This is a genomic window from Amycolatopsis roodepoortensis (assembly GCF_024628825.1).
In the GTDB taxonomy this organism is placed as follows: Bacteria; Actinomycetota; Actinomycetes; order Mycobacteriales; family Pseudonocardiaceae; genus Amycolatopsis; species Amycolatopsis roodepoortensis.
In genome coordinates this window covers 5,147,721-5,169,962 of record NZ_CP102415.1, presented here as the reverse complement: position 1 = coordinate 5,169,962, position 22,242 = coordinate 5,147,721, and the positions used below count along the sequence as shown (strand labels likewise).

Genomic DNA, 22,242 nt, shown 5'->3' with positions numbered 1-22,242 from the left:
CGTGCTCCTCAGCGACCGTGACCTCCGTAAAGAGCTCGACGCAGGCCGTCTCGGCGTCGACCCGTTCGACCCGACCATGGTCCAGCCGTCGAGCATCGACGTGCGCCTCGACCGCTACTTCCGCGTGTTCGACAACAGCAAGTACACGCATATCGACCCGCAGCTCCAGCAGGATGAGCTGACCTCGCTGGTCGAGAAGGAGGGCGAAGACCCCTTCGTCCTCCACCCTGGCGAGTTCGTCCTCGGCTCCACCTACGAGACCGTCACGCTCGCCGACGATCTCGCCGGCCGCCTGGAGGGCAAGTCCTCCCTCGGCCGCCTCGGGCTGCTCACGCACTCCACCGCGGGCTTCATCGACCCGGGCTTCTCCGGCCACATCACCCTCGAGCTGTCGAACGTGGCGAACCTGCCGATCACGCTCTGGCCAGGGATGAAGATCGGCCAGCTCTGCATCTTCCGCCTGTCCAGCGCGGCGGAGTTCCCGTACGGCTCGAACGAGGCCGGCTCGCGCTACCAGGGTCAGCGAGGGCCGACCCCGAGCCGTGCGTACAAGAACTTCCACCGCGTCGACACCTGGCGCTAAGCCACCGGGGCTTCCCAGTCGATCCGGTGCCGCCACATGAAGGCGTTCGGATCCTCCTCCGGCGGGTTCTTGAACGCCCGCGTGAGGAAGAAGTCCCGGATCACCCGTCCGACGGGCCCGACCGCCTTGTCGTCACCGTTGCGCTTGCCGCGCTCGACGACGGCTTCGACGCGCTCGCGTCGCAGTCCCTCGTAGGTGGCGAGCGCCTGGGGAATCGAGGGCACGTCACGCAGGCATCGCGCCAGCGTGACGGCGTCCTCGATGGCCATCGCGGCGCCTTGCCCCGCCGCCGGTGACGTCGCGTGGGCGGCGTCACCGATGACGACCATCCGGTCCGTGCGCCAGGTCGGCACGCTCGGGAAGTCGTACGTCGCCCACGGCCGGTAGATCTCCCGCGTCGCGCGCACGATCTCGGCGGCGGGGGTGCGGTCCACCGCCAGCTGCCGGATCAGGTCCTCTCGCCAGGTGGGCGACACGGCGAGCTCGGCCGGAGACGGCTCACGCTTCCGGGGCACGTTCGCGAACCACCAGACGCCCCCGTCCGGGTGGACGATGTGGGCGAAGAACAGCCGCTTGCCGAACGTCATGTGCATGACGCCGGGTTCGTCGTCCAGCCGCAGGCCCTCGGCCAGTCCGCCGGTGTTCAGCAAGGGCACGTAGCGCGGTGACGGCGCCCCCGGGTCGATGATCGTCCGCACCCGTGAGCGGAGCCCGTCCGCGCCGATCAGCAGGTCGCCTTCGGCCGACGAGCCGTCCTCGAAGGTCGCGAGGACGCCCGAAGCGGTCTCGCGCGCGTCAGCCAAACGCTTGCCGTAGCGGATCTCGATGCCGCGTCCGACGGCTTCGTCGCGAAGCCCGATGTAGAGGTCGGAGCGCAGCACGGTCTGGCTCACGGTGCCGTCCTCGAGCGGTTCGCCGAGCGCGAGGTCGGCCAGTTCGCGGCCGTCGCCCAGCCGCATCTTGATCCGCGGCGTGTCGAATCCCAGGCCCTTGACCAGGCTTTTCAGTCCGATCGGGCTCAGCGCGTCGAGACCGTTCACCGCGAGGGTCAGGAACGCGCCGACTCCTTCCGCGCTCCGGTCGTACGCCTCGTGGATCACCGGCTCGTGGCCCGTCTCGTGCAGTGCGATCGCCGTGATCGTGCCCGCGATACCCCCGCCGGCGATCAGTACCTTCGCCATGTCGTTCACCCCATCGAATATCTTAGAAACTAATTCGTTCTGTCGAACTAAAGACTCCGCTAGGCTGGCCGACGTGTCAAGCGAGCGAGCGGAGCTGATCGAGCGGGTCCTCAGCGGGTCACGCGCGCTGTCGACGGAGACGGTCATGTTCCACACGGCGATCGCGGAGCAGCGCGGCCTTTCGGCCGTCGAAAGCAAGGTGACCGACTACCTCGCCCGCTTCGGGCCGCAGACGCCCAAGGCGCTGTCACACCTTTCGGGGCTCGCGCCCGCGTCGATCACCGCGCTCATCGACAGGCTCGAGAGCAAGCGGATCGTCGCCCGGAAGCCGCATCCCGAGGATCGGCGAAAGGTGCTCATCGAGATCGACGGGGCGATGATGGCCTCGGCCGCGCCCTTGTGGGATCACCTGGTGAAGTCGGTCCGCGAGGCCTGTGAGAACTACACGGACGGAGAGCTGGAGACCGTGATCCGGTTCCTCGCCGACGCGACGGCGATCACGCACGACTCCACGGGTCGCCTCGGCCGCTGACCGGTATTACTACTTTCGGGGGTATTGCCGTAACCGGTTCGTGATAAATTTCGGCCCCGTGTCCCCCAATAGAACACGAAGCCGGTTACTGCTGGTCACGCTCAGTGTGCTGCTGGGCGGGGTGATCGCCAGCGCGAGCTACCTGATGGTGACCGATCGGTTCCAGGGCACCGCGCTGAGCAACCTCTCGTTGAGCGTGCCCGACACCAAGGGCAGGCCCGGGGACGCGCTCGCCAAGCCTCCCGCCTACTTCGGCCAGACGTCCGCCCCGGCGCCCGGCGGTCCCGCGACCGAGCCGTCTGCCCCGACGTCGTCTTCGGCCGCGCCGACGTCTTCCTCCGCGCCGCCCAGCTCGTCCTCCGCCCCGGCCGAGCCGCCCGCCCAGTCCTCCGAGGCCCCCAAGCCCACTCCGAGCAAGGCGCCGGAACCGCCCCGTTCGCAGGACAGCTCGCTCGCCGGGCAGGTCATCGACCTGGTCAACGCCGAGCGCGCCGACGCGGGCTGCTCGCCGGTGAGCAACGAGTCCCACCTCGCCGCCGCCGCGCAGGGCCACAGCGACGACATGTCCGCCCGCAACTACTTCTCGCACACCACACCGGAAGGCGTCACGTTCGACCAGCGCATCCGCGCCGCCGGCTACGACAAGCCCGGCGCCGAGAACATCGCCAAGGGCCAGTCGAACGCCGCCAAGGTGATGGACGCCTGGATGAACTCCGAGGGCCACCGCGCGAACATCCTCAACTGCAAGCTGAAGAAGATCGGCGTCGGCGTCAACACCAAGGGCATGTACTGGACGCAGAACTTCGGCTACTGACCCTTGTCCCAGTCGCCGTAGCGGGCGAGCACGGCGGCGCGCAGTTCGGCGTCCGTGCGCGGAACGGGTTCGATGAACACCTCGGTGACATCGCCGAACGTCTCGGTCAGTTCGGTCGCCATCCGGACGCAGGCGCGTTCGACCTCCGCGGCGCCGAGCGCGTCGTCGAAGTCGACGCGGGCGCACACCAGCACCTGATCGGTGCCCATCAGCATGGTCTGCAGGTCGACGACGGCCTCGATCTCGGACTCCTTCCTCAGGTGGTCGCGCACCGCGCGCACCAGCCTCGGATCCGCCTGCCTGCCGATCAGCAGGCCGCGGTTGGTGCGGCCGAGCAGGTAGGCGACCAGCGCGAGCAGGACACCGATCGCGATCGACGCCGCGCCGTCCCACACGTGCGAGCCGGTGAGCTGGTGCAGCCCGATCCCGGCGAACGCGAGCAGCAGGCCGATCAGCGCGGCCGAGTCCTCGAACAGCACGGTCTTCGGCGCCGGGTCGTCGATCATCCGCAGATAGACCGAGACCTTCTGGCCCGATTCCGCGGCGTCGCGCCGCACCTGCCGCACGGCCTGGAACCACGAGACGGATTCGAGGGCGAACGCGATCGCGAGGACGACGTAGCCGACGATCGGATCGGTCTGCTCGGTCTCCTCGCCGAAGACCGTCGAAAAGCCTTCGTAGAGCGCGAACATCGCGCCCGAGGCGAAGATCGACACCGCCGCGAGCAACGACCAGAAGTAGCGCTCCTTGCCGTAGCCGAACGGGTGGACGCGGTCGGCCGGCCGGTCCGACCGTTTCAGCGCGGTCAGCAGGAGTACTTCGGTGATCGTGTCGGCCACCGAGTGCGCGGCTTCCGACAGCATCGCGCCGGAGCCGGTGATGATCCCGGCGATCAGTTTCAGCACGGCGATGGCGAGGTTGACCCCACCCGCCAGCACCACCGTCAGGGTGCTTTCGTCACCGGATTCTTCACTCACCTCGCGTAGCGTAGTGCGAGTGCGCCGATCTCACAGGCGACGCAAACCCTGCAGGACGCGTTCCATCAAGGCGAGTGCCGGATGACCGTCGAATTCAGCCTGCGTTTCATGAACGGTGACCAAACCGAGTTCCGCCATATCACCCAAAAGGACCTTTGCAACGCCGAGTGGAACGCATAACGACGCGGCTACTTCGGCGACGGAAGTCGGACGACGGCACAACGATCTCACGGAATGGAATTCGACGCTGAACCCCGGCGCGTTCCATGGCGCGTCGTTCCGGACGGAAATCATCGCTTCGATCGCGAAGTTCCGTTTGGACTGTGTGCGTCCGCCCGTGCGGACGTACGGGCGGACGCGCGTGCGACGGCGTTCCTGCCGCGGCGGCCGCCGGGCGGCCGGGATGCTGGGGATGGTCGCTTCCTGGGCCATCCTGGCGAATGCCGCGGAAGAAGGGACGCGGGCGGGCGGGCGAACGGTCGGCGACCCCGGCATCGCGAGCCGGTGTTCCTTGACCGAACGGAGTTCGTGCCGGTTGCCCATCGATTCCTCGCCCCTTTTTTCGGATCCGCTGCAGCCTATCGCCACGGTGTACCGCCGAACGGGTAACGGGACCGAATGACCCGGACGGCATAAAACAAGAGGGAACATTCTCTCGCATTATGTGCGAGAGAATGTCCCCTCCGGTTGTGACGTTCTACTTGTCTTCCTCCGGCAGCGGGGTTCCGGTGGCCGTTTCGTCGGTGGGCACGTCGGCCTTTCCGTCGAGTTCGGCGTCCGAGACGGCGTCCAAAGAGGGCGCCCCCGCCGGGACCAGTTGCGGCTCCGGCTTCCGCTTGACGGCGGTCAGCAGCAGCTGGGCGACGTCGACGACCTCGACCTTCTCGCTCGCCTGCCCGTCGCTCTGGCGCGCGGTGACGCCGTCGGTGAGCATCACGCGGCAGAACGGGCAGCCGGTCGCGATCTTCGACGGTGCGGTGCCGAGCGCTTCGTCGACGCGCTCGACGTTGATCCGCTTGCCGATCTTCTCTTCCATCCACATCCGCGCGCCACCGGCGCCACAGCACATCGAGCGGTCGCCGTGCCGCGGCATTTCGCGCAGCTGCGCGCCCGAAGCGCCGACGAGCTCACGCGGAGCGTCGTAGACCTTGTTGTGGCGGCCCAGGTAGCACGGGTCGTGGTAGGTGACGTCCTCGGCGACCGGGGCCACCGGGGTCAGGTGCTTCTCCCGCACCAGGCGGTTGAGCAGCTGCGTGTGGTGCACGACGTCGAACTGGCCGCCCAGCTCCGGGTACTCGTTCGCGAGGGTGTTGAAACAGTGGGCACAGGTGACGACCACCTTGCGCGCCTTGCGTTCGCGGCCCTCGAACACCGAGTTGAGGATCTCGACGTTCTGCTGCGCCAGCATCTGGAAGAGGAACTCGTTGCCCGCGCGGCGGGCCGGGTCACCGGTGCAGGACTCCTCCGAGCCGAGCACGGTGTACTTGACGCCCGCGATGTGCAGCAGCTCCGCGACGGCGCGCGTGGTCTTCTTCGCGCGGTCCTCGAACGCGCCGGCGCAGCCGACCCAGAAGAGGTACTCGGTGTCGCCGAGGTCGCCGTCGAACACCGGCACCTCGAAGTCCAGGTCCTCGGTCCAGGCGAGCCGGTCCTTGGCGTTCTGGCCCCACGGGTTGCCCTTGTTCTCCAGGTTCTTGAACATCCCGTTGAGCTCGCTGGGGAACGCGGACTCGATCATCACCTGGTAGCGGCGCATGTCGACGATGTGGTCGACGTGCTCGATGTCCACCGGGCACTGCTCGACGCACGCGCCGCAGGAGGTGCAGGACCACAGCACTTCGGGGTCGATGACGCCACCGTCGTCGCCGATGAGGGCCTTCTGTGACTCGGCGATCGCGAGGACGTCGATACCCGCGTACATGTTGTCACCGGACAGGCCGACCTCGTCGCCCGCCATATCGCGCTTGCCGCCCGCGAGCAGGTACGGCGCCTTCGCGTAGGCGTGGTCGCGAAGCTGTGTGATGAGCAGCTTCGGCGAAAGCGGCTTGCCGGTGTTCCACGCGGGGCACTGCGACTGGCAGCGGCCGCATTCGGTGCAGGTGGAGAAGTCCAGCCAGCCCTTCCAGCTGAAGTCCTCGATCTTGCCGACGCCGAAGGTGTCCTCGTCCGGGTCCGCCTCTTCGAGGTCGAGCACCTTGCCCTTGCTCATCATCGGCTTGAGCGCGCCCAGTGCGACGCCACCGTCGTCCTCGCGCTTGAAGTAGATGTTGAAGAAGGCGCTGAACCGGTGCCAGGCGATACCCATCGTCATCGTGCGTGCGATGACGAACAGCCAGATCGTGGCGCTCATCAGCTTGACGAAGGCGAACACCGAGACCAGGTTCGGGCTGGCCGGCAGCAGCTCACCGATCGGGTGCGAGACGAACGCCGCCCAGATCGGGGTTTCGTGGACGTTCATCGCGGACTTCGCGGCGCGGACACCGATGATGCCGATGCCCTCGATGAGCACGACGGCCTCGATGAAGTACGCCCACTTGAAGTTCGAGCCCTGGAACCGGGACTGCCGGTCGGCGCGGCGCGGGTGGTTCTTCTGGCGGATCCCGATCAGCACCAGGGCGCCGACGATGGTGCCGACCCCGAGCACCTCCATGAGCAGCTGGAACAGCGACCAGTCGTCGAGGATCGGCCAGCCCCAGGTGGGGACGAAGACTTCGCCGTACGCCTCGAACAGGGCGAGCGACCCGAGCAGGAAGCCCCACATGACGAGCCAGTGCGCGGCGCCGACGCTGCGGATCTTGTTCATCCGGGTGTGCGCGGCGAATTCCTTGATCAGGGTCTTCATGCGCGGCACGAACGGGCCGTTGCGGGTCGAGTCCGGCTGACCGAGCCGGATCACCCGCACGAAGCGGGCGATGGTCGCGAAGAACATTCCCCAGGCGACGACGCCGAGCAGGACCGAGATCCCGCCGAGCGTCAGCTGTACAGCGCCCATCATCGGGTGCCTTTCGTCCGAGTGAAGCGTGTGGTGGTTCGGGCAGACTAATGCTTCTTACTGATGGGTAACCCACTGACCGCGCCCAAGTCCCACCGATGTGGTGTACGCCTCTCTTGGTTTTAAGACGATCGTCCAGGTAGTTTTTGTGACATGGGTGCGTACCTTCTCCTCGCTTTGGCCATCGCCGCTGAGGTAACCGCCACGGTCTCGTTGAAACTTTCCGAGGGTTTCAGCAAGGTGGGGCCGTCGATCGTCGTCGTGGCCGGGTACGCCTTCGCGTTCGTCGTGCTCGCGTACGTACTGAAGGCGGGCGTGCCGGTGAGCGTCGCGTACGCGATCTGGGCCGCGGCCGGCGTCGCGCTGGTGGCGGCCGTCGGCATCGTCTTCTTCAAGGAACCCGTCAACCTCTCCGTGATCGCCGGGCTGGTGCTGGTGATCGGCGGTGTCGTGCTGATCGAGGCAGGGGGCGCGCACTAAGTGAAGATCCAGGTCGACGGCCGGAAGGCCAGGGGCGAGAAGCGGCGCGAGGAGATCATCGCGGCCGCGCTGCGGGTGATCGAACGGGACGGCGTCGCCGGCGTCACCCACCGGACGGTCGCTGCCGAGGCGGGCGTGCCGACGGCGTCGACCACCTATCACTTCTCCAGCCTCGACGACCTGCTGATCGCCACCCTCATCTCGTGCGCGCGGGATATGGCGACCGAGGTCTACTGGATGATCGATCGCGCCCGCTCGCGCGGCAGCCGCGGCGCGGAAGAGGTCGCCGGGCTGCTCGCGGAGGCGCTGGGCCCGCGCCGAGGGCGGACGATGGCGGAGTACGAGCTGTACCTGCTGGCCGCGCGCAAACCGGAGCTGCGGCCCGCCGCCCGGCGCTGGCTGGACGTGCTGACCTCGATGGTCCGGCACGACGACGAGGTCGCGTTCCGGGTGTTCCTGGCCGGGATCGACGGCCTGCTGATCCAGGGCCTCATCGACGACGAACCGCCGTCCGCCGACGAGCTGCGGCCGGTGGTGGACTACCTGCTGAAACCTCGTTGACCTGCTGGGTAGCGTTCGGATCATGAGGACTGTCGGCGCTTACGAACTGGACGACGACCCGGCACGGCTGGACCTCGACGTGGTGTGGAAGCACCTGTCCACCGAGGTCTACTGGGGCAAGTGGCGAGACCGCGACCAGGTCGAGAAGGTCTTCCGGAACGCGTGGCGGGTCGTCGGCGCGTACGAGACTTCGAGCGGCAGGCTGGTCGGGTTCGCGCGGGCGTTCTCGGACACCATCGGCAGTGCTTATCTCGCGGACGTCTTCGTCGTCGACGAGGCGCGCGGCGCGGGGCTCGGCAAGGAACTGGTCCGGGAGATGATCGACAACGGGCCGGGCGCGGAGTTCCGGTGGATGCTCCACACCGCCGACGCGCACGGGCTGTACCGGCGGTTCGGCTTCGGTGACCCGCCCGACGGGCAGTACATGGAGCGGAGCCGGGCGAACGGGCAGGTCTAGCGAGGACCACTCCGCCGACGTTGTGAAAGCCACGTTCGCAACCTTCAACGTTGCGAACGTGGCTTTCGCAACATCACCTTGGTCCGGTCTAGTAGCGAGCGTCGCCACTGAGCGCCCAAGTCCGTGAAGGCCTCCTTGAGGGACCCAGAGTCCCTCAAGGAGGCCTTCACGGAAAGCCGGTTCAGCCCTTGTTCTCGTGCAGGGCCGTCAGCGATGCCCGGGCGATGGCGTGGCTGAAGAGGTTGAAGCCGAGGAAGGCCGGCGTAGCGTCTTCGCCGACTTCCAGCTTTTCGACGTCGACCGCGTGCACCGTGAAGATGTACCGGTGCGGCCCGTGCCCGGGCGGCGGGGCGGCGCCGAGGAACCGCTTCACGCCACCGTCCCCCTTCAGGGTGACAGCGCCCTCCGGCAGACCGGAACCCGTCTCGTCGCCCGCGTTCGCGGCCAGCGCCGTCACCGACGCCGGGATGTTGAAGACCGCCCAGTGCCAGAACCCGCTCGCCGTCGGGGCGTCGGGGTCGTAGCAGGTCACGGCGAAACTCTTGGTCCCTTCGGGGAAGCCGTCCCACGACAGCTGCGGGGAACGGTCCTCGCCGCCCGCACCGAAGATCCCGGAAAGCTGGGGCGTCGGCAGGAAGCCGCCTTCCTCGATATCGGTGCTGCTCAAGGTGAAGGCAGGCAGATCGGGCAGGAATTCGTACGGATCGGGTGCCTGCGGCATGCGTCCTCCTGATCGTCGAACAGATGACGGAGCCAGGCTAGGCGCTGTCCGGCGAGTCTGTTCGATGGGCTTCGGGATCCAGGCGGTTCCTGGCGGTGCGGGCGGATCGGCCTCGTACCGGGTCGTACTCGGCCGCATCCGCCCGTGCCGTCAGGGGCCGCCTGGGCGCGAAGACCGCGAACACGACTTGCCGGACAGCGCCTAGGACCCCTAGAGCCCTGGCGCGGGATCAGGGACGAATCCGGGGGTTACCCCTATGTCCAACCCGCCGCGCTGCCCTTAGCGTCGAGCTACACGAAAACCTGCTCTGGAGGGACTCAAGACCATGGCGCGCCCACTCCTCGCGATCGGAGGCATCGCGTTGATCGGCGTCGGTGTCCTCACCGGCCTCGGCTGGTGGTGGCCGTCCGACGCGGAGGCCACCTCGGAGGTCACCCAGCCGATCCGCAGCGTGCGGATCGACAACGACGAGGGCCGGGTCAAGATCCGCACCGGCGAGGGGCCGGTCCGGATCCACCAGGAGTTCGAGTACCGCTGGAACAAGCCGGGCGACTCGTTCCGCGTGGAAGGCGACACCTTGGTCCTCGCCGACTGCGGCACCACCTGCGAGGTTCGTTACGACGTGGTGGTCCCGGCGGGCGTCCCGGTCTCCGGCAAGCTGGATTCGGGGGCACTCGACGTCGCCGGGGTGTCCACTGTGGACGTCACGGTGGACTCCGGCGAGGTTTCCGTCGCGGATGTGCCGGGCACGGTGAAGGTGCGGTCCGACGCGGGCCGCGTCGAACTGGCGAACATCGGCCAGGCCGTCACCGTGCAGGCCGCTTCCGGTGCCATTAAGGGGGAACGGCTCGGCGGCAACGTCGAGGCCCGCACCGACAGCGGCCGCATCGAACTCGAACTGGTCAAGGGCGCCGACGTCGCCGCGCAGACCGACAGCGGTTCGGTCGAGGTCACCGTCCCGGCCGGCGAGTACAACGTCACCGGCACCACCGGCAGTGGCAGTCGCGACATCGACGTGAACCAGTCCGGTTCGGCCCAGCACAAGCTCGATCTCAACACCGACAGCGGAAGCGTCAAGGTCAAAGCGGCCTGACGGAAATATCGGGGGAACATTTTCTCATGGGGAACAAGGAGAAGCGCGTCCTCGGCGCGCTCGCTCTCGGCGCGCTGACCGCCTTCGGGATCGTCGGCTGCACAGGGGAATTCCAGCAGAAGCTGAGCGACGGCGCGCCCGTCACCGAGCAGGTCACCGCGATCCGGGTGGACGTCCCGGTCGGCGCGGTCACGCTCCGGGTCGAGGACGGCGCGCCCGTCTCGCTGCGCCGCGAAGTGACGTACAACGGCAAGAATCCGGGCAAGACGTACAGCGTCGAGAACGGCACGCTGGTGCTCGGCGGTTGTCAGCAGTGCGGCGTGGACTACGACGTCGTGGTGCCGCGCGAGCTGGCGATCTCGGGGACCATCGGCACCGGCAAGATCACGCTCGCCCGCGCGGCTTCCGTCGACCTGAAGGGTGACGTGGGTGACCTCAAGGTGCTGAGCACGTCCGGGCCCGTCAATCTGCGCACCGGCACCGGCGACATCGAGGTCGGTCTCGCGAAGCCCGGCGCCGTCACCGCGAACGCCGAGGTCGGCAAGGTCGTCGTGTCCGTTCCCGACGGCGCGTACCAGGTCCGCGCGAAGGCGGAGGTCGGCAAGGTCGAGACCGGCGGCGTCCGGCAGGACCAGGCTTCGGCGAACGTCCTGGACCTCCAGTCCGGCACCGGCTCGATCACGGTGAAGCCCGCATGAAGACGCTGGCCGCGGTCACCGCGCTGACCCTGCTGCCGCTTTCCGCGCTGCCGGCGTCCGCCTCGTCCGGGATCGACTGGAAGCCGTGCGCGACCGAGTACGCGCCGACGCTGGAATGCGCGAACCTCCCGGTGAGCGACGGTTTCTCGATCGCGCTGGCGAAACTGCCCGCGGCCGATCCCGCGCGCCGCGTCGGTTCGCTGCTGACGCATCCGGGCGGGCCGGGCGGTTCCGGCGTCACCGTGCTGAAGTACGGCGGCCGCGGTTTCGCGCTGGACAAGCCGGAAATGGCCGAAGTGCGGCAACGGTTCGACGTCATCGGGTTCGATCCGCGCGGCGTCGGCGAAAGCACGCCCGCGATCGCCTGCGGGCCGGAACTGCACGATCCGGCGGTCAGCCGTTTTCCGCGGAGCCACGCCGATTACGACAAGCTTCTCGCGCACAACCGCGCTTCGGGCGGCGAGTGCCTGAAGCGGACCGGACCCGGATTGTCCTCTGTGGACACTTGGCGGGCCGCGGACGACGTCGAAGCGATCCGGGGCGCCCTCGGCGAGCCGAAGGTGAACTGGCTCGGCGTCTCCTACGGTTCCGAACTCGGCGCCGTGTACGCGGAGAAGTACCCGAAGCGAGTCCGGACGATGGTGCTCGACGGCGCCGTCGACCACTCGCGGCCCACCAGGCAGGCGGTCCTCGAAGAGGCCATCGCGACCGAGAGCGCGCTGAGGGACTTCGCGCGGTGGTGCACGACGTCGGCCGACTGCGCGCTTCGCGGCAAGGACGTCCTCGCCACCTACGACGCGTTGATGCGGACGCCCGGCGGCGTGCCGTCGAAACAGCTCGGACGGAACGTGACCGCGGAGGAGATGGCGGCCGGCGTCTACGGCAGCCTCATCCTCCCGGCGTTCTGGCCGGATCTCGCGAAGGCGATCCAGGCCGCGACGGCGGGGAACGCGGACGGACTGCTGCCGTACTCCCAGCTCGACCCGTCCTACGGCGCGTATCGCGCGATCGGCTGCCACGACTTCGGCTCGCCGTTCACCTCCTATGCCGACATGCGGGCGATGCAGGGGCTGGTGAAGACCCTCTCGCCGCACGGATGGCGGTATTCGGAGTTCTGGGACATGGCGAGCGGGTGCGCGGGCTGGCCGGTGCCATCCGCCTACCTGCCGCGACCGCAACGGGTGACCGGCGCGGCGCCGATCCTCGTGGTCGGCGGCGAACACGATCCGGCGACGCCGCTCGTCTGGGCGAAAGGGCTCGCGCGGAACATCGAGAACTCGACGTTGCTGGTCGACGCCGGGTACGGGCACACCGGGCTGCTCAACTCGGCCTGCGTGCGCACCGAAGAGGTGAAGTACCTGGTGAGCGGCGTCACACCCGCTCCTGGCACGGTCTGCCGGTAGTCCGGGAACAAGACGAACGTGCCGCACGTTGAGCCGGATGCAAGGTTGAGTGAGGGTGACTCAAGTCCGGCTTGACGGAAGCCCCACCATCCCGATACAACTTGCGTTGAGCCCGCTCAAGGTGGGCGGATACGTGCAGGTCACGAACTAGCAGGAGGATCACACCATGGCGCGAGCGGTCGGCATCGACCTCGGCACGACCAACTCGGTCGTCGCTGTCCTTGAGGGCGGCGAGCCGACGGTCATCGCCAACTCGGAAGGTTCCCGCACCACCCCGTCCATCGTCGCCTTCGCCAAGAACGGTGAAGTGCTGACCGGCCAGCCGGCGAAGAACCAGGCCGTGACGAACGTCGACCGGACCATCCGGTCGGTCAAGCGGCACATCGGAACCGACTGGAAGACCGAGATCGACGGCAAGGCTTACACCTCGCAGGAGATCAGCGCCCGCGTGCTGATGAAGCTCAAGCGCGACGCCGAGGCGTACCTCGGCGAGACCATCACCGACGCGGTCATCACCGTCCCCGCCTACTTCGAGGACGCGCAGCGGCAGGCCACCAAGGAGGCCGGGCAGATCGCCGGCCTGAACGTGCTCCGCATCGTCAACGAGCCCACCGCGGCCGCGCTGGCGTACGGCCTCGACAAGGGCGAGAAGGAACAGACCATCCTGGTCTTCGACCTCGGTGGCGGTACGTTCGACGTCTCGCTGCTGGAGATCGGCGAGGGTGTCGTCGAGGTCCGCGCGACCTCCGGTGACAACCACCTCGGCGGTGACGACTGGGACGAGCGCATCGTCACCTGGCTGGTCGACAAGTTCAAGTCGTCCAACGGCATCGACCTCACCAAGGACAAGATGGCGCTCCAGCGCATCCGTGAGGCCGCCGAGAAGGCGAAGATCGAGCTGTCCAGCTCGAACTCGGCCAGCATCAACCTGCCGTACATCACGGTGGACGCGGACAAGAACCCGCTCTTCCTCGACGAGCAGCTTTCCCGCGCCGAGTTCCAGAAGATCACCTCGGACCTGCTCGAGCGCACCCGCAAGCCGTTCAACAACGTCATCCGTGACGCGGGTGTCGCCGTCGGCGACATCGACCACGTCGTGCTCGTGGGTGGTTCCACCCGTATGCCCGCCGTGTCCGAGCTGGTCAAGGAGCTGACCGGTGGCCGCGAGCCGAACAAGGGCGTCAACCCGGACGAGGTCGTCGCCGTCGGCGCGGCGCTGCAGGCCGGTGTGCTCAAGGGTGAGGTCAAGGACGTCCTCCTGCTCGACGTGACCCCGCTTTCGCTGGGCATCGAGACCAAGGGCGGCGTGTTCACCAAGCTCATCGAGCGCAACACCACGATCCCGACCAAGCGTTCGGAGATCTTCTCCACCGCGGACGACAACCAGCCCTCGGTGCAGATCCAGGTGTTCCAGGGTGAGCGCGAGATCGCGGCGCACAACAAGAAGCTCGGCATGTTCGAGCTGACCGGTCTCCCGCCCGCCCCGCGTGGCGTGCCCCAGATCGAGGTCACCTTCGACATCGACGCCAACGGCATCGTGCACGTCCTCGCGAAGGACCTCGGCACGAACAAGGAGCAGTCGATGACGATCACCGGTGGCTCCGCGCTGCCGAAGGACGACATCGAGCGCATGGTCAAGGACGCCGAGGCGCACGCCGAGGAGGACAAGCAGCGCCGCGAGGAGGCGGAGACCCGCAACCAGGCGGAGACGCTGGTCTACCAGACCGAGAAGTTCGTCAAGGACAACGAGGACAAGCTGCCCGACGAGCTCAAGGGCAAGGTGAAGTCCGCGATCGACGAGGCCAACGAGGCGCTCAAGGGCACCGACTCGGCGAAGATCCGCGAATCCATCGAGAAGCTGAACACCGCTTCGCAGGAGCTGGGCACCGCGCTCTACGCCAACGCCACCCCGGGCGCCGAAGGTGCCGCCGGTGAAGGCGCCGCCGGTGCGGCGGGCGCGGGCACCGGTTCGCAGGCCAAGGCGGACGACGTCGTCGACGCCGAGATCGTCGAAGAGGACGAGAAGGACAAGAAGTGACGGGACGCTACGACGAAACCGAGGGCCGGGGCCCGGACGAACCGGTGGTCGTGCGGGACCGTAGGCGGATCGATCCGCTGACCGGTGAGGTCCGCTCGGCCGCCCCGGCCGCCGAAACCCAGGACGGCCCGAAGCACGCCGCTCCGGCCGAAGACACCGTCGAACCGGAGCCCGCGGCCCACGCGGGCCCCGGCCTCGGGGAGTCCATCGTGGACGACTCGGTGTCGGTGGCCACCGGGCTGGAGAAGGAGCTGGCGGAACGCACCGCCGACCTCCAGCGGCTCCAGGCCGAGTACGCCAACTACCGCAAGCGCGTGGACCGCGACCGCGAGCAGGTCGTCGCCGGCGCGAAGGCGTCGGTCGTCAACGACCTGCTCCCGCTGCTCGACGACCTCGAGCGCGCGGAGCAGCACGGCGATCTGACGGGCGCCTTCAAGTCGGTCGGCGAGAAGCTCGTCGGAAGCCTGCAGCGGTCGGGTCTCGAAGCGTTCGGCACCGAGGGCGAGCCCTTCGACCCGAGCGTCCACGAGGCGGTCCAGCACAGCACGTCGCCGGACGTCTCCGGCCCGACGGTCACCGTGGTCATGCGCCGCGGCTACCGCTTCGGCGAGCGCGTGCTGCGCCCGGCGATGGTCGGGGTCACCGACCACGAGCCCGGTGCCGCCCCGGCGGCGCAGGACGCTCCGGTGGACCCGCCCGTGGGTGGCGAACTGCCGCTCGAGGGCGAACTTTTCGATGAGAACAACCGCTGATCGGCGATACGGCGTGAAAGGAGGAGACGTTCGGTGAGTGCACGGGAATGGATCGGTAAGGACTTCTACCGTGAGCTGGGCGTCTCCTCCGACGCCACCGCGGACGAGATCAAGAAGGCCTACCGCAAGCTGGCCAAGGAGAACCACCCCGACGCCAACGCGGGCAACGTGGAGGCCGAGAAGAAGTTCAAGGCGGTCTCCGAAGCGTACGGCGTTCTTTCCGACGCGTCCAAGCGCAAGGAGTACGACGAGGCCCGCCGCCTCTTCGGCTCCGGCGGTCCCGGCGGCTTCGGCTTCCCGGGGGCCGGCGGTGGCGGCGGATTCGACGTCGGCGACATCTTCGGCCAGGCGGGTCAGCAGCAGGGCGGGTTCGGCGGTCTCGGTGACATCCTCGGCGGGCTCTTCGGCCGCCGAGGCGCCGCCGCCGGTGCCACCGCGAACCGGCCGCAGCGCGGCTCGGACGTGGAGACCGACGTCCGGATCGACTTCGCCGAGGCGGTCAAGGGCGCGACCCTGCCGCTGCGGCTGTCGAGCCCGGCGACCTGTTCCACCTGCGGCGGGAACGGTGCGAAGCCGGGGACCTCCCCGAGGACGTGCGCGACCTGCCAGGGCAGCGGGCTGGTCAGCCGGAGCCAGGGCGCGTTCGCGTTCTCGGAGCCGTGCCGTGACTGCCGCGGCCGCGGCACGATCATCGACGATCCCTGCCCGGAATGCGCGGGCGAGGGCATCAGCACCCGCACCCGCACGCTGACCGTGCGGATCCCGCCGGGCGTCGCCGACGACCAGCGGATCCGGCTGGCTGGTCAGGGCGAGCCGGGCCGTGGCGGCGCGCAGCCGGGCGATCTGTACGTCCGCGTGCACGTCGCTCCGCACGCGGTGTTCGGGCGCAAGGATCTCGACCTGACGATCACCGTGCCGGTGTCCTTCTCGGAACTGGCCCTCGGCGGCACGATCACCGTGCCGACGCTGGAGGGCAAGGTCTCACTGAAGGTGCCGCAGGGCACGGCGAGCGGCCGCGTGCTCCGGGTGCGCGGCAAGGGGATCGCGAAACGCGACGGCTCGCAGGGCGATCTGCTGGTCACCCTGCAGGCGGCCATCCCGGCCAAACTGGACGACAAGGCCCGTGAAGCGCTGGAGGCCTACGCGGAGGCCATGGCCGATCACGATCCGCGACCGGAGATCACCGAACTTCTCGAAGGCAGGTGAGCACGATGTTCGGCGGGCTGCCGCACGGTGCGGACGAGGACACCCCCGTGTTCGTCATTTCGGTGGCGGCGCAGCTTTCCGGCCTGCACGCGCAGACCCTGCGGTCCTACGACCGCCAGGGTCTCGTGTCGCCGGGCCGGACGTCCGGTGGTGGACGCCGTTACTCGATGCGGGACATCGCGTTGCTGCGCGAAGTGCAGCGACTGTCCCAAGAGGACGGTGTCAACCTCGCGGGCATCAAGCGGATCATCGAGCTGGAGAACCAGGTCGACGCGCTGCGCGCACGGATCGCCGAACTGACCGACGAGCTCACGGCGGCGTACGTCGCCGCCGAACAGACCGCCGCGGCCGTGCACGCCTCCTACCGCAAGGACCTCGTCCCGCTGCGGCAGCAGACGGCCCTCGTGGTCTGGAAGCCCAAGAAACGCAATTAGTCCTCTGAATGCGGGGGCGAGGCAAGGTGGCAGGTTGCGAAAGCCACTTTCGCAACCTTCAACGTTGCGAAAGTGGCTTTTGCAACGTCGGTGGCGGTGAGCGGTCGGACCTGGTGGCCGCTGCCCGAGGGGCTTGCGCTATGCAGCCGACCTGCCCCTGTTCGTGAACCTCGCGCCCGAGACGTGTCGCGAAAGCCACTTTCGCGACGTCTGATGTCCCGAAAGTGGCTTTCGCGACACAGTCGCTTTTGCCTCTCACGAACGCCTTCAGAGGACTAAACGCGTCATTGGCCGGGCACCAGGGTCCGGATCTGCTGGACCTCGCCGGTGCGCGAGTCCATGATCCGCTGGGCCAGCGCCTTCGCCTCCGGGTTCTTGCCGTCCTTCAGTTCGGTCCTCGCCAGCGCGACCCCGTTGTGCTGGTGCGCGACGAAGATGTCGGCGAAGTCGAGGCTGAACTCCGCACCATCCTTTTTGGACAGTGCTTCGAGCAGTCCCTTGTCGGTGAGCCCGTCGCCGCCGTGATGGTGGTGCGCGTGCGGATCCGCCGAGCCCGTCTCGGGTTTGCCCCAGGCCTTCAGCCAGTTCCGCATGTCGGTGGTCTCGGTCTGCTGCGTCGCCTCGATGGCGGCCGCGAGATTCGTCAGCTCCTGCTTCTGCCCCTGCTTGGTCTTCACCAGCTTGACGATCTCCACGCCCTGGTCGTTGTGGGCGATCATCATCTGCAGGAACATCACGTCGGCGTCGTTGTACTGCGCGGACGCCGCCGCCGACTGGGGGACCGGGGAGATCGGGGCGCCGGCGTTGGTCGGTGAGCCGTCGCCGGACCCGCAGCCCGCGAGGGCCACGAGACCGGCGACGAGAACGAGGGCCAGCTTCACTGGCGCGTCCACAGCGCGGGCGTGTTCGGCGGTTCCCAGCCTTGGATCGCCGTATGCGCCATCTGGCACCGGTAGGTGGCGCCGCCGTAGGTCACCGTGCTGCCGACCGTGTAGGACGTCCCGGCCGCCCAGGTGCCGCCGGCGGGCGGGTTGGTGGTGCTGGTGGGCGGGTTCGACGTGGTCGGCGGGTTGCTGGTCGTCGGCGGGTTCGACGTCGTGGGCGGGTTGCCGCCGCCGATCTGCAGGTCGATGCAGCTGTAGAAGGCCATCGGTGTGTCCGCGATGTTCCAGATGGCGAGCACCTTCTGGCGACCGCTGAAGCCGGCCAGGCTCACCGTGTGCGACGTCGGGTCCTTCGGCGCGGAGTTGTTCCCGCTGATGTCGGCGATCTTGGTGCCGCCGATGTAGTACTCGTAGTTCGTGGTCCGGTGGTAGGCGGTGAACTTCCAGTTGAAGGTCACGCTGTTGCCGACCGACGCGGCGGGCCACGGCTTCGATTCGTCGTTGAGCTCGGCGAATCCGGGAAGGCCGCCGTTGCAGCTGCGGAGCCCCTTCGGACCTTCGACGCTCTGCGGTTCGTAGACGATCGCGCCGCAGCCGGAGACCTTGCCCTGGGCGCAGTTCGCCTGGCGGCTTGGCGGGGACAGCACGTAGCCGTGGGCGCTGGCCACCTGGGGGATGGCGACGATGGCGATCGGGGCGAGGATCGCACCGGCGGCGGCTGCCACGAGCTTGCGTTTGACGGTCATGCCGGCTCCTGGGGGATGGAACGACGGTGTTCCCGTGAGGGGGAGCAATGTGGTCTAGACCATAAATCCGCCGGTGACCGCGGTCAATGATTCACTGACCTACTGCTGCGTCGAGCCCAGGTGGAACAGCCGATCGGCCTAATACGAACGGCGCACCGGCTCAGTCCAGGGTGAAGGGGTCGTACTTGATCCGCGCCAGATCCGTGCCCGCGGCGAGCAGTTTCGCGATCGTCGCCCGGATCATCGACGGCGACCCGGCGACGTACACGTCACGGTCCTTCCAGGCGCCGCGCTGGGTGACCGCCGTGGCCAGCGTGCCGCGGTCGCCGCCGGCGATGGTGCCTTCCTCGGTCACCGGGGTCACCGTCAGCCAAGGGCAGGTGACGGTCAGCCCGCGGAGCTCGTCGAGGGCGTAGAGGTCTTCCGGTCGGCGGCCGCCGAAGAACAGGTGCACCGGAGGGTTGTTCTTCCAGCGCGACATGTCGTCGAGCAGGGCGAGCAGTGGCGCGACGCCGGTGCCGCCACCGATCATCAGCAGCGGACGGCTTTCCGTGTGGTGCACCGAAAGCGCGCCGAGCGACGGGCCGAGCCGCCAGACATCGCCGGACCGGGTGTGGTGGACGATCGCGCGGGAGACCCAGCCGCCGCGCACGGCGTGCACGTGGAACTCGATCGTCCCGTCGTCGTGCGGCGCGGTGGCGGGCGAGAAATACCGCCACATCCGTGGCCGCTGCGGGACTTCGACGCTGACGTAACCGCCGGCCCGGTACGGGAGCGGCTGCTCGGTGCGCACCTTGATCACGGCGACGTCGCGGGTGACGAGACGGTGTTCGACGACGGTCGCCCTCCACCACGCGGGCCCGATCTCCTTGCCCGCGGCCTCGCGCATGTTCTTCGAGATGACGCCGTACGCGGTGACCCAGGCGTCCTCCAGTTCCGGCGTCCAGTCGTCCTTCAGGAATCTCTTGAGCGCGGCGATCAGCGCGACACCGACGGCGTCGTAATGACGGCCGAGGACATCGAACTTCCGGTGGTCCCGGCCGAGTTGCCCGAGGAACGTGGCCAGTTCGTCGGGCCGGTCCACCATCTGGACGACGTAGACGAGTGCGCGCAGCAAACGATTTCGCTGCGTGGCCATGTTGATCGGGAACAACGCCCTGGCGTCCGGCGAAACGGAGAAGAGCACGCCGTAGAAGTACTGGGACAACTCCTCGGCTTTCGTTTCGACGGCGGCGAAACTCTCCCTGATGAGCTTGGCCATCTCGACGGTCTTGTCCGCCGACGGCGTTTCGATCAAGGGCGGGACGGGAATCGGTGAAGATCTCGACGGACTCGGTGGATGCTCGTATTTCACGGTTTCGGCAGTCATGGGTGAACGATTTTCTCCAGTTGGATCGGGCATATTCTCCAGACCCGATGTCATCGTGCTCGTGTTCCCCCGCGGGTTCCCGACTGTATGCCCGAACGTCGCGAAAGGATCCAAGAATGGTTGTTTCCCGCTCGAACGGAGCAAACGATATACGCGCCGTCAACCCCGTCTGGCACTAAGTAAAGGTGATCAAGCAGGCCGGATTTCCCTTGCCCACCAGTGGTTTTCGCCACGCCTGGGCGAAAGCGTGATCCGCCGATCGGGTGGGTTTTTCTCCGTGATTACGGGGTCACGTAACGGTATGCGGCCGGTGACTGATCACCATTGCGGAATCGAATTGCTAGTCGATGGTGAACGGGTCGTACGCGATCTGGTCCAGCGCGCTGCCCGCGACCAGCATCCGGGACACCGTCGCGCGGATCATCGCGGGCGAACCGGCGACGAGGATCCGGTGACCCGGCCAGGATCCTTGCTGGGTAACGGCTTCCGCGAGTGTGCCCTGCACGCAGCCGGGGGCCTCTTCACCGCGTTCGACCACCGGGGTCACGGTGAGCCACGGGTTGGTGGCCGCGAGGGCGCGCAACTCGTCGAGGTCGTAAAGGTCCTCACGCGACGGTCCGCCGTAGAACAACTGGACCTTCGGGTTCTCGCCCCACTGCGCGAGATCGTCCAGGATGGCGCGCAACGGCGCGACGCCGGTGCCACCGGCGATCATCAGGACGTCGCGGCCGTCGGTCCGGTCGACCGAAAGCCTGCCGAGCGGCGGCCCCAGCCGCCAGACGTCGCCGGGCTGGGTGTGGCTGACGATGGCGCGTGACACCCATCCGCCGTCGACGGCGCGCACGTGGAACTCGATGCCGCCGTCCTCGCGCGGCGCGTTCGCCGGCGACAGGTAGCGCCAGAGCCGTGGCCGCTGCGGTACTTCGACGCTCATGTACTGACCGGGCTGGTACGGCACCGGGAATTCCGGCTGGACGCGGACCAGGGCGAGATCCCAGGTGAGCCGCCGGTGTTCGAGCACGGTGGCCGACCAGGACGCCGGGTTGACGTCGGCCGCGGCGGCCTCCTGCATCGCGCGGGCGACGATGGTGAACGCCTCCGCCCAGGCCCGTTCGACCTCGGGTGTCCAGTCCGGACCGAGGTGGTTCTTGAGCGAGGCGAGCAGCGCGGTGCCGACGGCCTCGTAATGCCGCGGGATGACGCCGAACTTGCGGTGGTCGCGGCCGAGCTGGGTCAGGAACGGCACCAGGTCGTCGGGCCGGTCGACCATCTGCACGATGTGGACGAGCGCGCGGACCAGCCTGCCGCGCTGGACCTCCATGTTGATCGGGAAGAAGTCGCGGGTCGCCGGCGCGAGGGTGAACAGCATCCCGTAGAAGAACTGGGAGATCTCCGGGATGAAGGGCTCCGACTTCGCCCAGGTGTCCCGGATGAGCCGCACCATCGCGGTCACCGCGGGCGGGGCTTCGCGCGGCGCCGAAGACCGCGGGACCGGGCTGACCGCGTCGGCCGTCACGGGCTGGGAGTCGCTGATCGGGTAGCGCATGCCGGAAGACGGTTCCCCAGGTTCACGTACGAGGGACCACTGGAGAAGAATTCACGGATCATTCACCTCTCCGGTCAGTGGCTGTCGGGCCGGTCGGCTCATTCCGGCTCGTTCGCGAGACTAGCTGCCGAGAGCCCTTTTGCCCGCATCGTTGCTCCGGACGGGTGTACTCGAAACCGGTCGGCAGTGGGCGATCTCACGAGGTAAATAGTTGTCTTACGCAAGTGTCGCCGAATAAAGTTGTACTGTACAAGTAGCCAGGAGGGACCGATGAGCTCCGCCGACGACGCCAGAGTCGAACTGATGCGTGAGTTGAAGGCCGCCTCCCAGCTGCAGCACGCCTGGATAATGCAGGCCTGGCAGGACGACCCCGGCCTGCACCCGGCGGCCGCGATGCTGCTGTCGGATCTGGCGAAGCACGGCGAGGCGCGGCCTTCCGAATTGGCCAAACGACGCTTTGTGGACCTTTCGGTCATCAGTCGTCAAATCTCCCAGCTGTCCGCGGCGGGCATGGTGGACCGCCGTCCGGCGCCCGAGGACGGCCGCGCGTCGATCATCAGCGTCTCCGAGCGCGGGCGCGCGGAACTGGGCCGCAGGCGGGCCGGGTACCTGGAGTTCATGGAGCGCGCGCTCGGTGACTGGGACGACGAAAAGGTCCTCGAGCTGACCACGCGCCTGGCCGAGATGAACGCCGACGTCCGCGCCGCCCTGTCCGTGCGGACCTGCGACGTTTGACGGCGGCCGTTCCTACCCGCCGGTCTTGACTGAACGGACC

The 22,242-nt window shown here is 68.0% G+C and carries 23 protein-coding genes; 14 read left to right on the top strand and 9 right to left on the bottom strand.

Annotation, left to right across the window (positions count from 1 at the left end):
* The first annotated feature begins 1 nt into the window (after position 1).
* A complete protein-coding gene (gene dcd, locus NQK81_RS24610) occupies positions 2–583 on the top strand; it encodes a dCTP deaminase (protein WP_125679521.1) in 582 nt (193 codons plus the stop codon).
* Here dcd and NQK81_RS24605 read toward each other — a convergent pair.
* Entirely contained in the window at positions 580–1,764 is a 1,185-nt protein-coding gene (locus NQK81_RS24605) for an FAD-dependent oxidoreductase (protein ID WP_257483426.1), read from the bottom strand. The genes dcd and NQK81_RS24605 overlap by 4 nt on opposite strands.
* 73 nt (positions 1,765–1,837) lie before the next feature.
* Here NQK81_RS24605 and NQK81_RS24600 point away from each other — a divergent pair, with 73 nt between their 5' ends.
* Both NQK81_RS24600 and NQK81_RS24595 read left to right on the top strand, forming a co-directional pair.
* Complete coding sequence (locus tag NQK81_RS24600; protein ID WP_257483425.1) at positions 1,838–2,296, top strand: MarR family winged helix-turn-helix transcriptional regulator; 459 nt, start codon at positions 1,838–1,840, stop codon at positions 2,294–2,296.
* A gap of 121 nt (positions 2,297–2,417) precedes the next feature.
* Positions 2,418–3,110, top strand: coding sequence for a CAP domain-containing protein (locus tag NQK81_RS24595; RefSeq protein ID WP_257489833.1), 693 nt, complete (start codon positions 2,418–2,420; stop codon positions 3,108–3,110).
* Here the strand turns inward: NQK81_RS24595 and NQK81_RS24590 are convergent.
* From NQK81_RS24590 to NQK81_RS24580, 3 genes are all read right to left on the bottom strand, one after another.
* Positions 3,104–4,087 carry a cation diffusion facilitator family transporter gene (locus NQK81_RS24590; RefSeq protein ID WP_257483424.1) on the bottom strand — a complete coding sequence of 328 codons (984 nt, stop codon included), beginning with the start codon at positions 4,085–4,087 and terminating at the stop codon, positions 3,104–3,106. The two genes, NQK81_RS24595 and NQK81_RS24590, sit on opposite strands and share 7 nt — an antisense overlap.
* A 30-nt stretch (positions 4,088–4,117) precedes the next feature.
* Complete coding sequence (locus NQK81_RS24585; protein ID WP_225950780.1) at positions 4,118–4,519, bottom strand: DUF742 domain-containing protein; 402 nt, start codon at positions 4,517–4,519, stop codon at positions 4,118–4,120.
* 265 nt (positions 4,520–4,784) lie between these two features.
* On the bottom strand, positions 4,785–7,079 hold the full coding sequence (locus tag NQK81_RS24580) for a (Fe-S)-binding protein (RefSeq protein ID WP_126736130.1): 2,295 nt from the start codon (positions 7,077–7,079) through the stop codon (positions 4,785–4,787).
* A gap of 153 nt (positions 7,080–7,232) precedes the next feature.
* Between NQK81_RS24580 and NQK81_RS24575 the strand changes: the two genes are divergently transcribed.
* From NQK81_RS24575 to NQK81_RS24565, 3 genes are read left to right on the top strand one after another with little or no spacing between them, the layout of a single operon-like run.
* The gene (locus tag NQK81_RS24575) at positions 7,233–7,559 is read left to right on the top strand and encodes a DMT family transporter (protein WP_257483423.1); all 327 of its coding nucleotides are present in this window, start codon (positions 7,233–7,235) and stop codon (positions 7,557–7,559) included.
* A complete protein-coding gene (locus NQK81_RS24570; RefSeq protein ID WP_126736128.1) occupies positions 7,560–8,120 on the top strand; it encodes a TetR/AcrR family transcriptional regulator in 561 nt (186 codons plus the stop codon).
* A gap of 22 nt (positions 8,121–8,142) precedes the next feature.
* The gene (locus tag NQK81_RS24565; RefSeq protein WP_257483422.1) at positions 8,143–8,577 is read left to right on the top strand and encodes a GNAT family N-acetyltransferase; all 435 of its coding nucleotides are present in this window, start codon (positions 8,143–8,145) and stop codon (positions 8,575–8,577) included.
* A gap of 181 nt (positions 8,578–8,758) precedes the next feature.
* Here NQK81_RS24565 and NQK81_RS24560 read toward each other — a convergent pair whose 3' ends face one another.
* Positions 8,759–9,298, bottom strand: a complete 540-nt coding sequence (locus tag NQK81_RS24560) for a YbhB/YbcL family Raf kinase inhibitor-like protein (RefSeq protein ID WP_257483421.1) — start codon at positions 9,296–9,298, stop codon at positions 8,759–8,761.
* A 325-nt stretch (positions 9,299–9,623) separates the two neighbouring features.
* Here NQK81_RS24560 and NQK81_RS24555 point away from each other — a divergent pair, with 325 nt between their 5' ends.
* The 7 genes from NQK81_RS24555 (at position 9,624) to NQK81_RS24525 (ending at position 16,922) form a co-directional block, all read left to right on the top strand.
* On the top strand, positions 9,624–10,391 hold the full coding sequence (locus tag NQK81_RS24555) for a DUF4097 family beta strand repeat-containing protein (RefSeq protein ID WP_257483419.1): 768 nt from the start codon (positions 9,624–9,626) through the stop codon (positions 10,389–10,391).
* Positions 10,392–10,417: 26 nt separating this feature from the next.
* Positions 10,418–11,089: a DUF4097 family beta strand repeat-containing protein gene (locus NQK81_RS24550; RefSeq protein WP_126736124.1), complete on the top strand. Its 672-nt coding sequence runs from the start codon at positions 10,418–10,420 to the stop codon at positions 11,087–11,089.
* The gene (locus tag NQK81_RS24545; RefSeq protein WP_257483418.1) at positions 11,086–12,492 is read left to right on the top strand and encodes an alpha/beta fold hydrolase; all 1,407 of its coding nucleotides are present in this window, start codon (positions 11,086–11,088) and stop codon (positions 12,490–12,492) included. Before NQK81_RS24550 ends, NQK81_RS24545 begins: the two co-directional genes overlap by 4 nt.
* A 166-nt stretch (positions 12,493–12,658) precedes the next feature.
* On the top strand, positions 12,659–14,530 hold the full coding sequence (gene dnaK, locus NQK81_RS24540; protein WP_016338148.1) for a molecular chaperone DnaK: 1,872 nt from the start codon (positions 12,659–12,661) through the stop codon (positions 14,528–14,530).
* Positions 14,527–15,282, top strand: a complete 756-nt coding sequence (grpE, locus tag NQK81_RS24535) for a nucleotide exchange factor GrpE (protein ID WP_126736122.1) — start codon at positions 14,527–14,529, stop codon at positions 15,280–15,282. Before dnaK ends, grpE begins: the two co-directional genes overlap by 4 nt.
* A 33-nt stretch (positions 15,283–15,315) precedes the next feature.
* Complete coding sequence (dnaJ, locus tag NQK81_RS24530; protein WP_126736121.1) at positions 15,316–16,488, top strand: molecular chaperone DnaJ; 1,173 nt, start codon at positions 15,316–15,318, stop codon at positions 16,486–16,488.
* A gap of 5 nt (positions 16,489–16,493) precedes the next feature.
* A complete protein-coding gene (locus tag NQK81_RS24525) occupies positions 16,494–16,922 on the top strand; it encodes a heat shock protein transcriptional repressor HspR (RefSeq protein WP_257489832.1) in 429 nt (142 codons plus the stop codon).
* A 284-nt stretch (positions 16,923–17,206) separates the two neighbouring features.
* On the opposite strand, the gene NQK81_RS24520 is transcribed toward NQK81_RS24525, so the two are convergent.
* From NQK81_RS24520 to NQK81_RS24505, 4 genes are all read right to left on the bottom strand, one after another.
* Complete coding sequence (locus NQK81_RS24520) at positions 17,207–17,803, bottom strand: DUF305 domain-containing protein (RefSeq protein ID WP_257483416.1); 597 nt, start codon at positions 17,801–17,803, stop codon at positions 17,207–17,209.
* A complete protein-coding gene (locus NQK81_RS24515) occupies positions 17,800–18,552 on the bottom strand; it encodes a lytic polysaccharide monooxygenase (RefSeq protein WP_126736119.1) in 753 nt (250 codons plus the stop codon). The genes NQK81_RS24520 and NQK81_RS24515 overlap by 4 nt, the downstream gene beginning before the upstream one ends.
* Positions 18,553–18,712: 160 nt before the next feature.
* Positions 18,713–19,813, bottom strand: a complete 1,101-nt coding sequence (locus tag NQK81_RS24510; RefSeq protein WP_257489831.1) for a globin domain-containing protein — start codon at positions 19,811–19,813, stop codon at positions 18,713–18,715.
* Positions 19,814–20,261: 448 nt separating this feature from the next.
* Positions 20,262–21,365 (bottom strand): globin domain-containing protein, encoded by a 1,104-nt coding sequence (locus NQK81_RS24505; RefSeq protein ID WP_225950779.1) that lies wholly within the window; start codon positions 21,363–21,365, stop codon positions 20,262–20,264.
* A 372-nt stretch (positions 21,366–21,737) separates the two neighbouring features.
* Between NQK81_RS24505 and NQK81_RS24500 the strand changes: the two genes are divergently transcribed.
* Positions 21,738–22,202, top strand: a complete 465-nt coding sequence (locus NQK81_RS24500) for a MarR family winged helix-turn-helix transcriptional regulator (protein WP_126736118.1) — start codon at positions 21,738–21,740, stop codon at positions 22,200–22,202.
* The last annotated feature ends 40 nt before the right edge of the window (positions 22,203–22,242 follow it).

Coding starts and splice junctions, on each gene's coding strand:
- NQK81_RS24605 (WP_257483426.1), bottom strand. CDS start 1,764: ATGGCGAAGGTACTGATCGCCGGCGGGGGTATCGCGGGCACGATCACG.
- NQK81_RS24585 (WP_225950780.1), bottom strand. CDS start 4,519: ATGGCCCAGGAAGCGACCATCCCCAGCATCCCGGCCGCCCGGCGGCCG.
- NQK81_RS24580 (WP_126736130.1), bottom strand. CDS start 7,079: ATGGGCGCTGTACAGCTGACGCTCGGCGGGATCTCGGTCCTGCTCGGC.
- NQK81_RS24575 (WP_257483423.1), top strand. CDS start 7,233: ATGGGTGCGTACCTTCTCCTCGCTTTGGCCATCGCCGCTGAGGTAACC.
- NQK81_RS24565 (WP_257483422.1), top strand. CDS start 8,143: ATGAGGACTGTCGGCGCTTACGAACTGGACGACGACCCGGCACGGCTG.
- NQK81_RS24560 (WP_257483421.1), bottom strand. CDS start 9,298: ATGCCGCAGGCACCCGATCCGTACGAATTCCTGCCCGATCTGCCTGCC.
- NQK81_RS24555 (WP_257483419.1), top strand. CDS start 9,624: ATGGCGCGCCCACTCCTCGCGATCGGAGGCATCGCGTTGATCGGCGTC.
- NQK81_RS24550 (WP_126736124.1), top strand. CDS start 10,418: ATGGGGAACAAGGAGAAGCGCGTCCTCGGCGCGCTCGCTCTCGGCGCG.
- NQK81_RS24545 (WP_257483418.1), top strand. CDS start 11,086: ATGAAGACGCTGGCCGCGGTCACCGCGCTGACCCTGCTGCCGCTTTCC.
- dnaK (WP_016338148.1), top strand. CDS start 12,659: ATGGCGCGAGCGGTCGGCATCGACCTCGGCACGACCAACTCGGTCGTC.
- NQK81_RS24525 (WP_257489832.1), top strand. CDS start 16,494: ATGTTCGGCGGGCTGCCGCACGGTGCGGACGAGGACACCCCCGTGTTC.
- NQK81_RS24515 (WP_126736119.1), bottom strand. CDS start 18,552: ATGACCGTCAAACGCAAGCTCGTGGCAGCCGCCGCCGGTGCGATCCTC.
- NQK81_RS24510 (WP_257489831.1), bottom strand. CDS start 19,813: ATGGCCAAGCTCATCAGGGAGAGTTTCGCCGCCGTCGAAACGAAAGCC.
- NQK81_RS24505 (WP_225950779.1), bottom strand. CDS start 21,365: ATGGTGCGGCTCATCCGGGACACCTGGGCGAAGTCGGAGCCCTTCATC.
- NQK81_RS24500 (WP_126736118.1), top strand. CDS start 21,738: ATGAGCTCCGCCGACGACGCCAGAGTCGAACTGATGCGTGAGTTGAAG.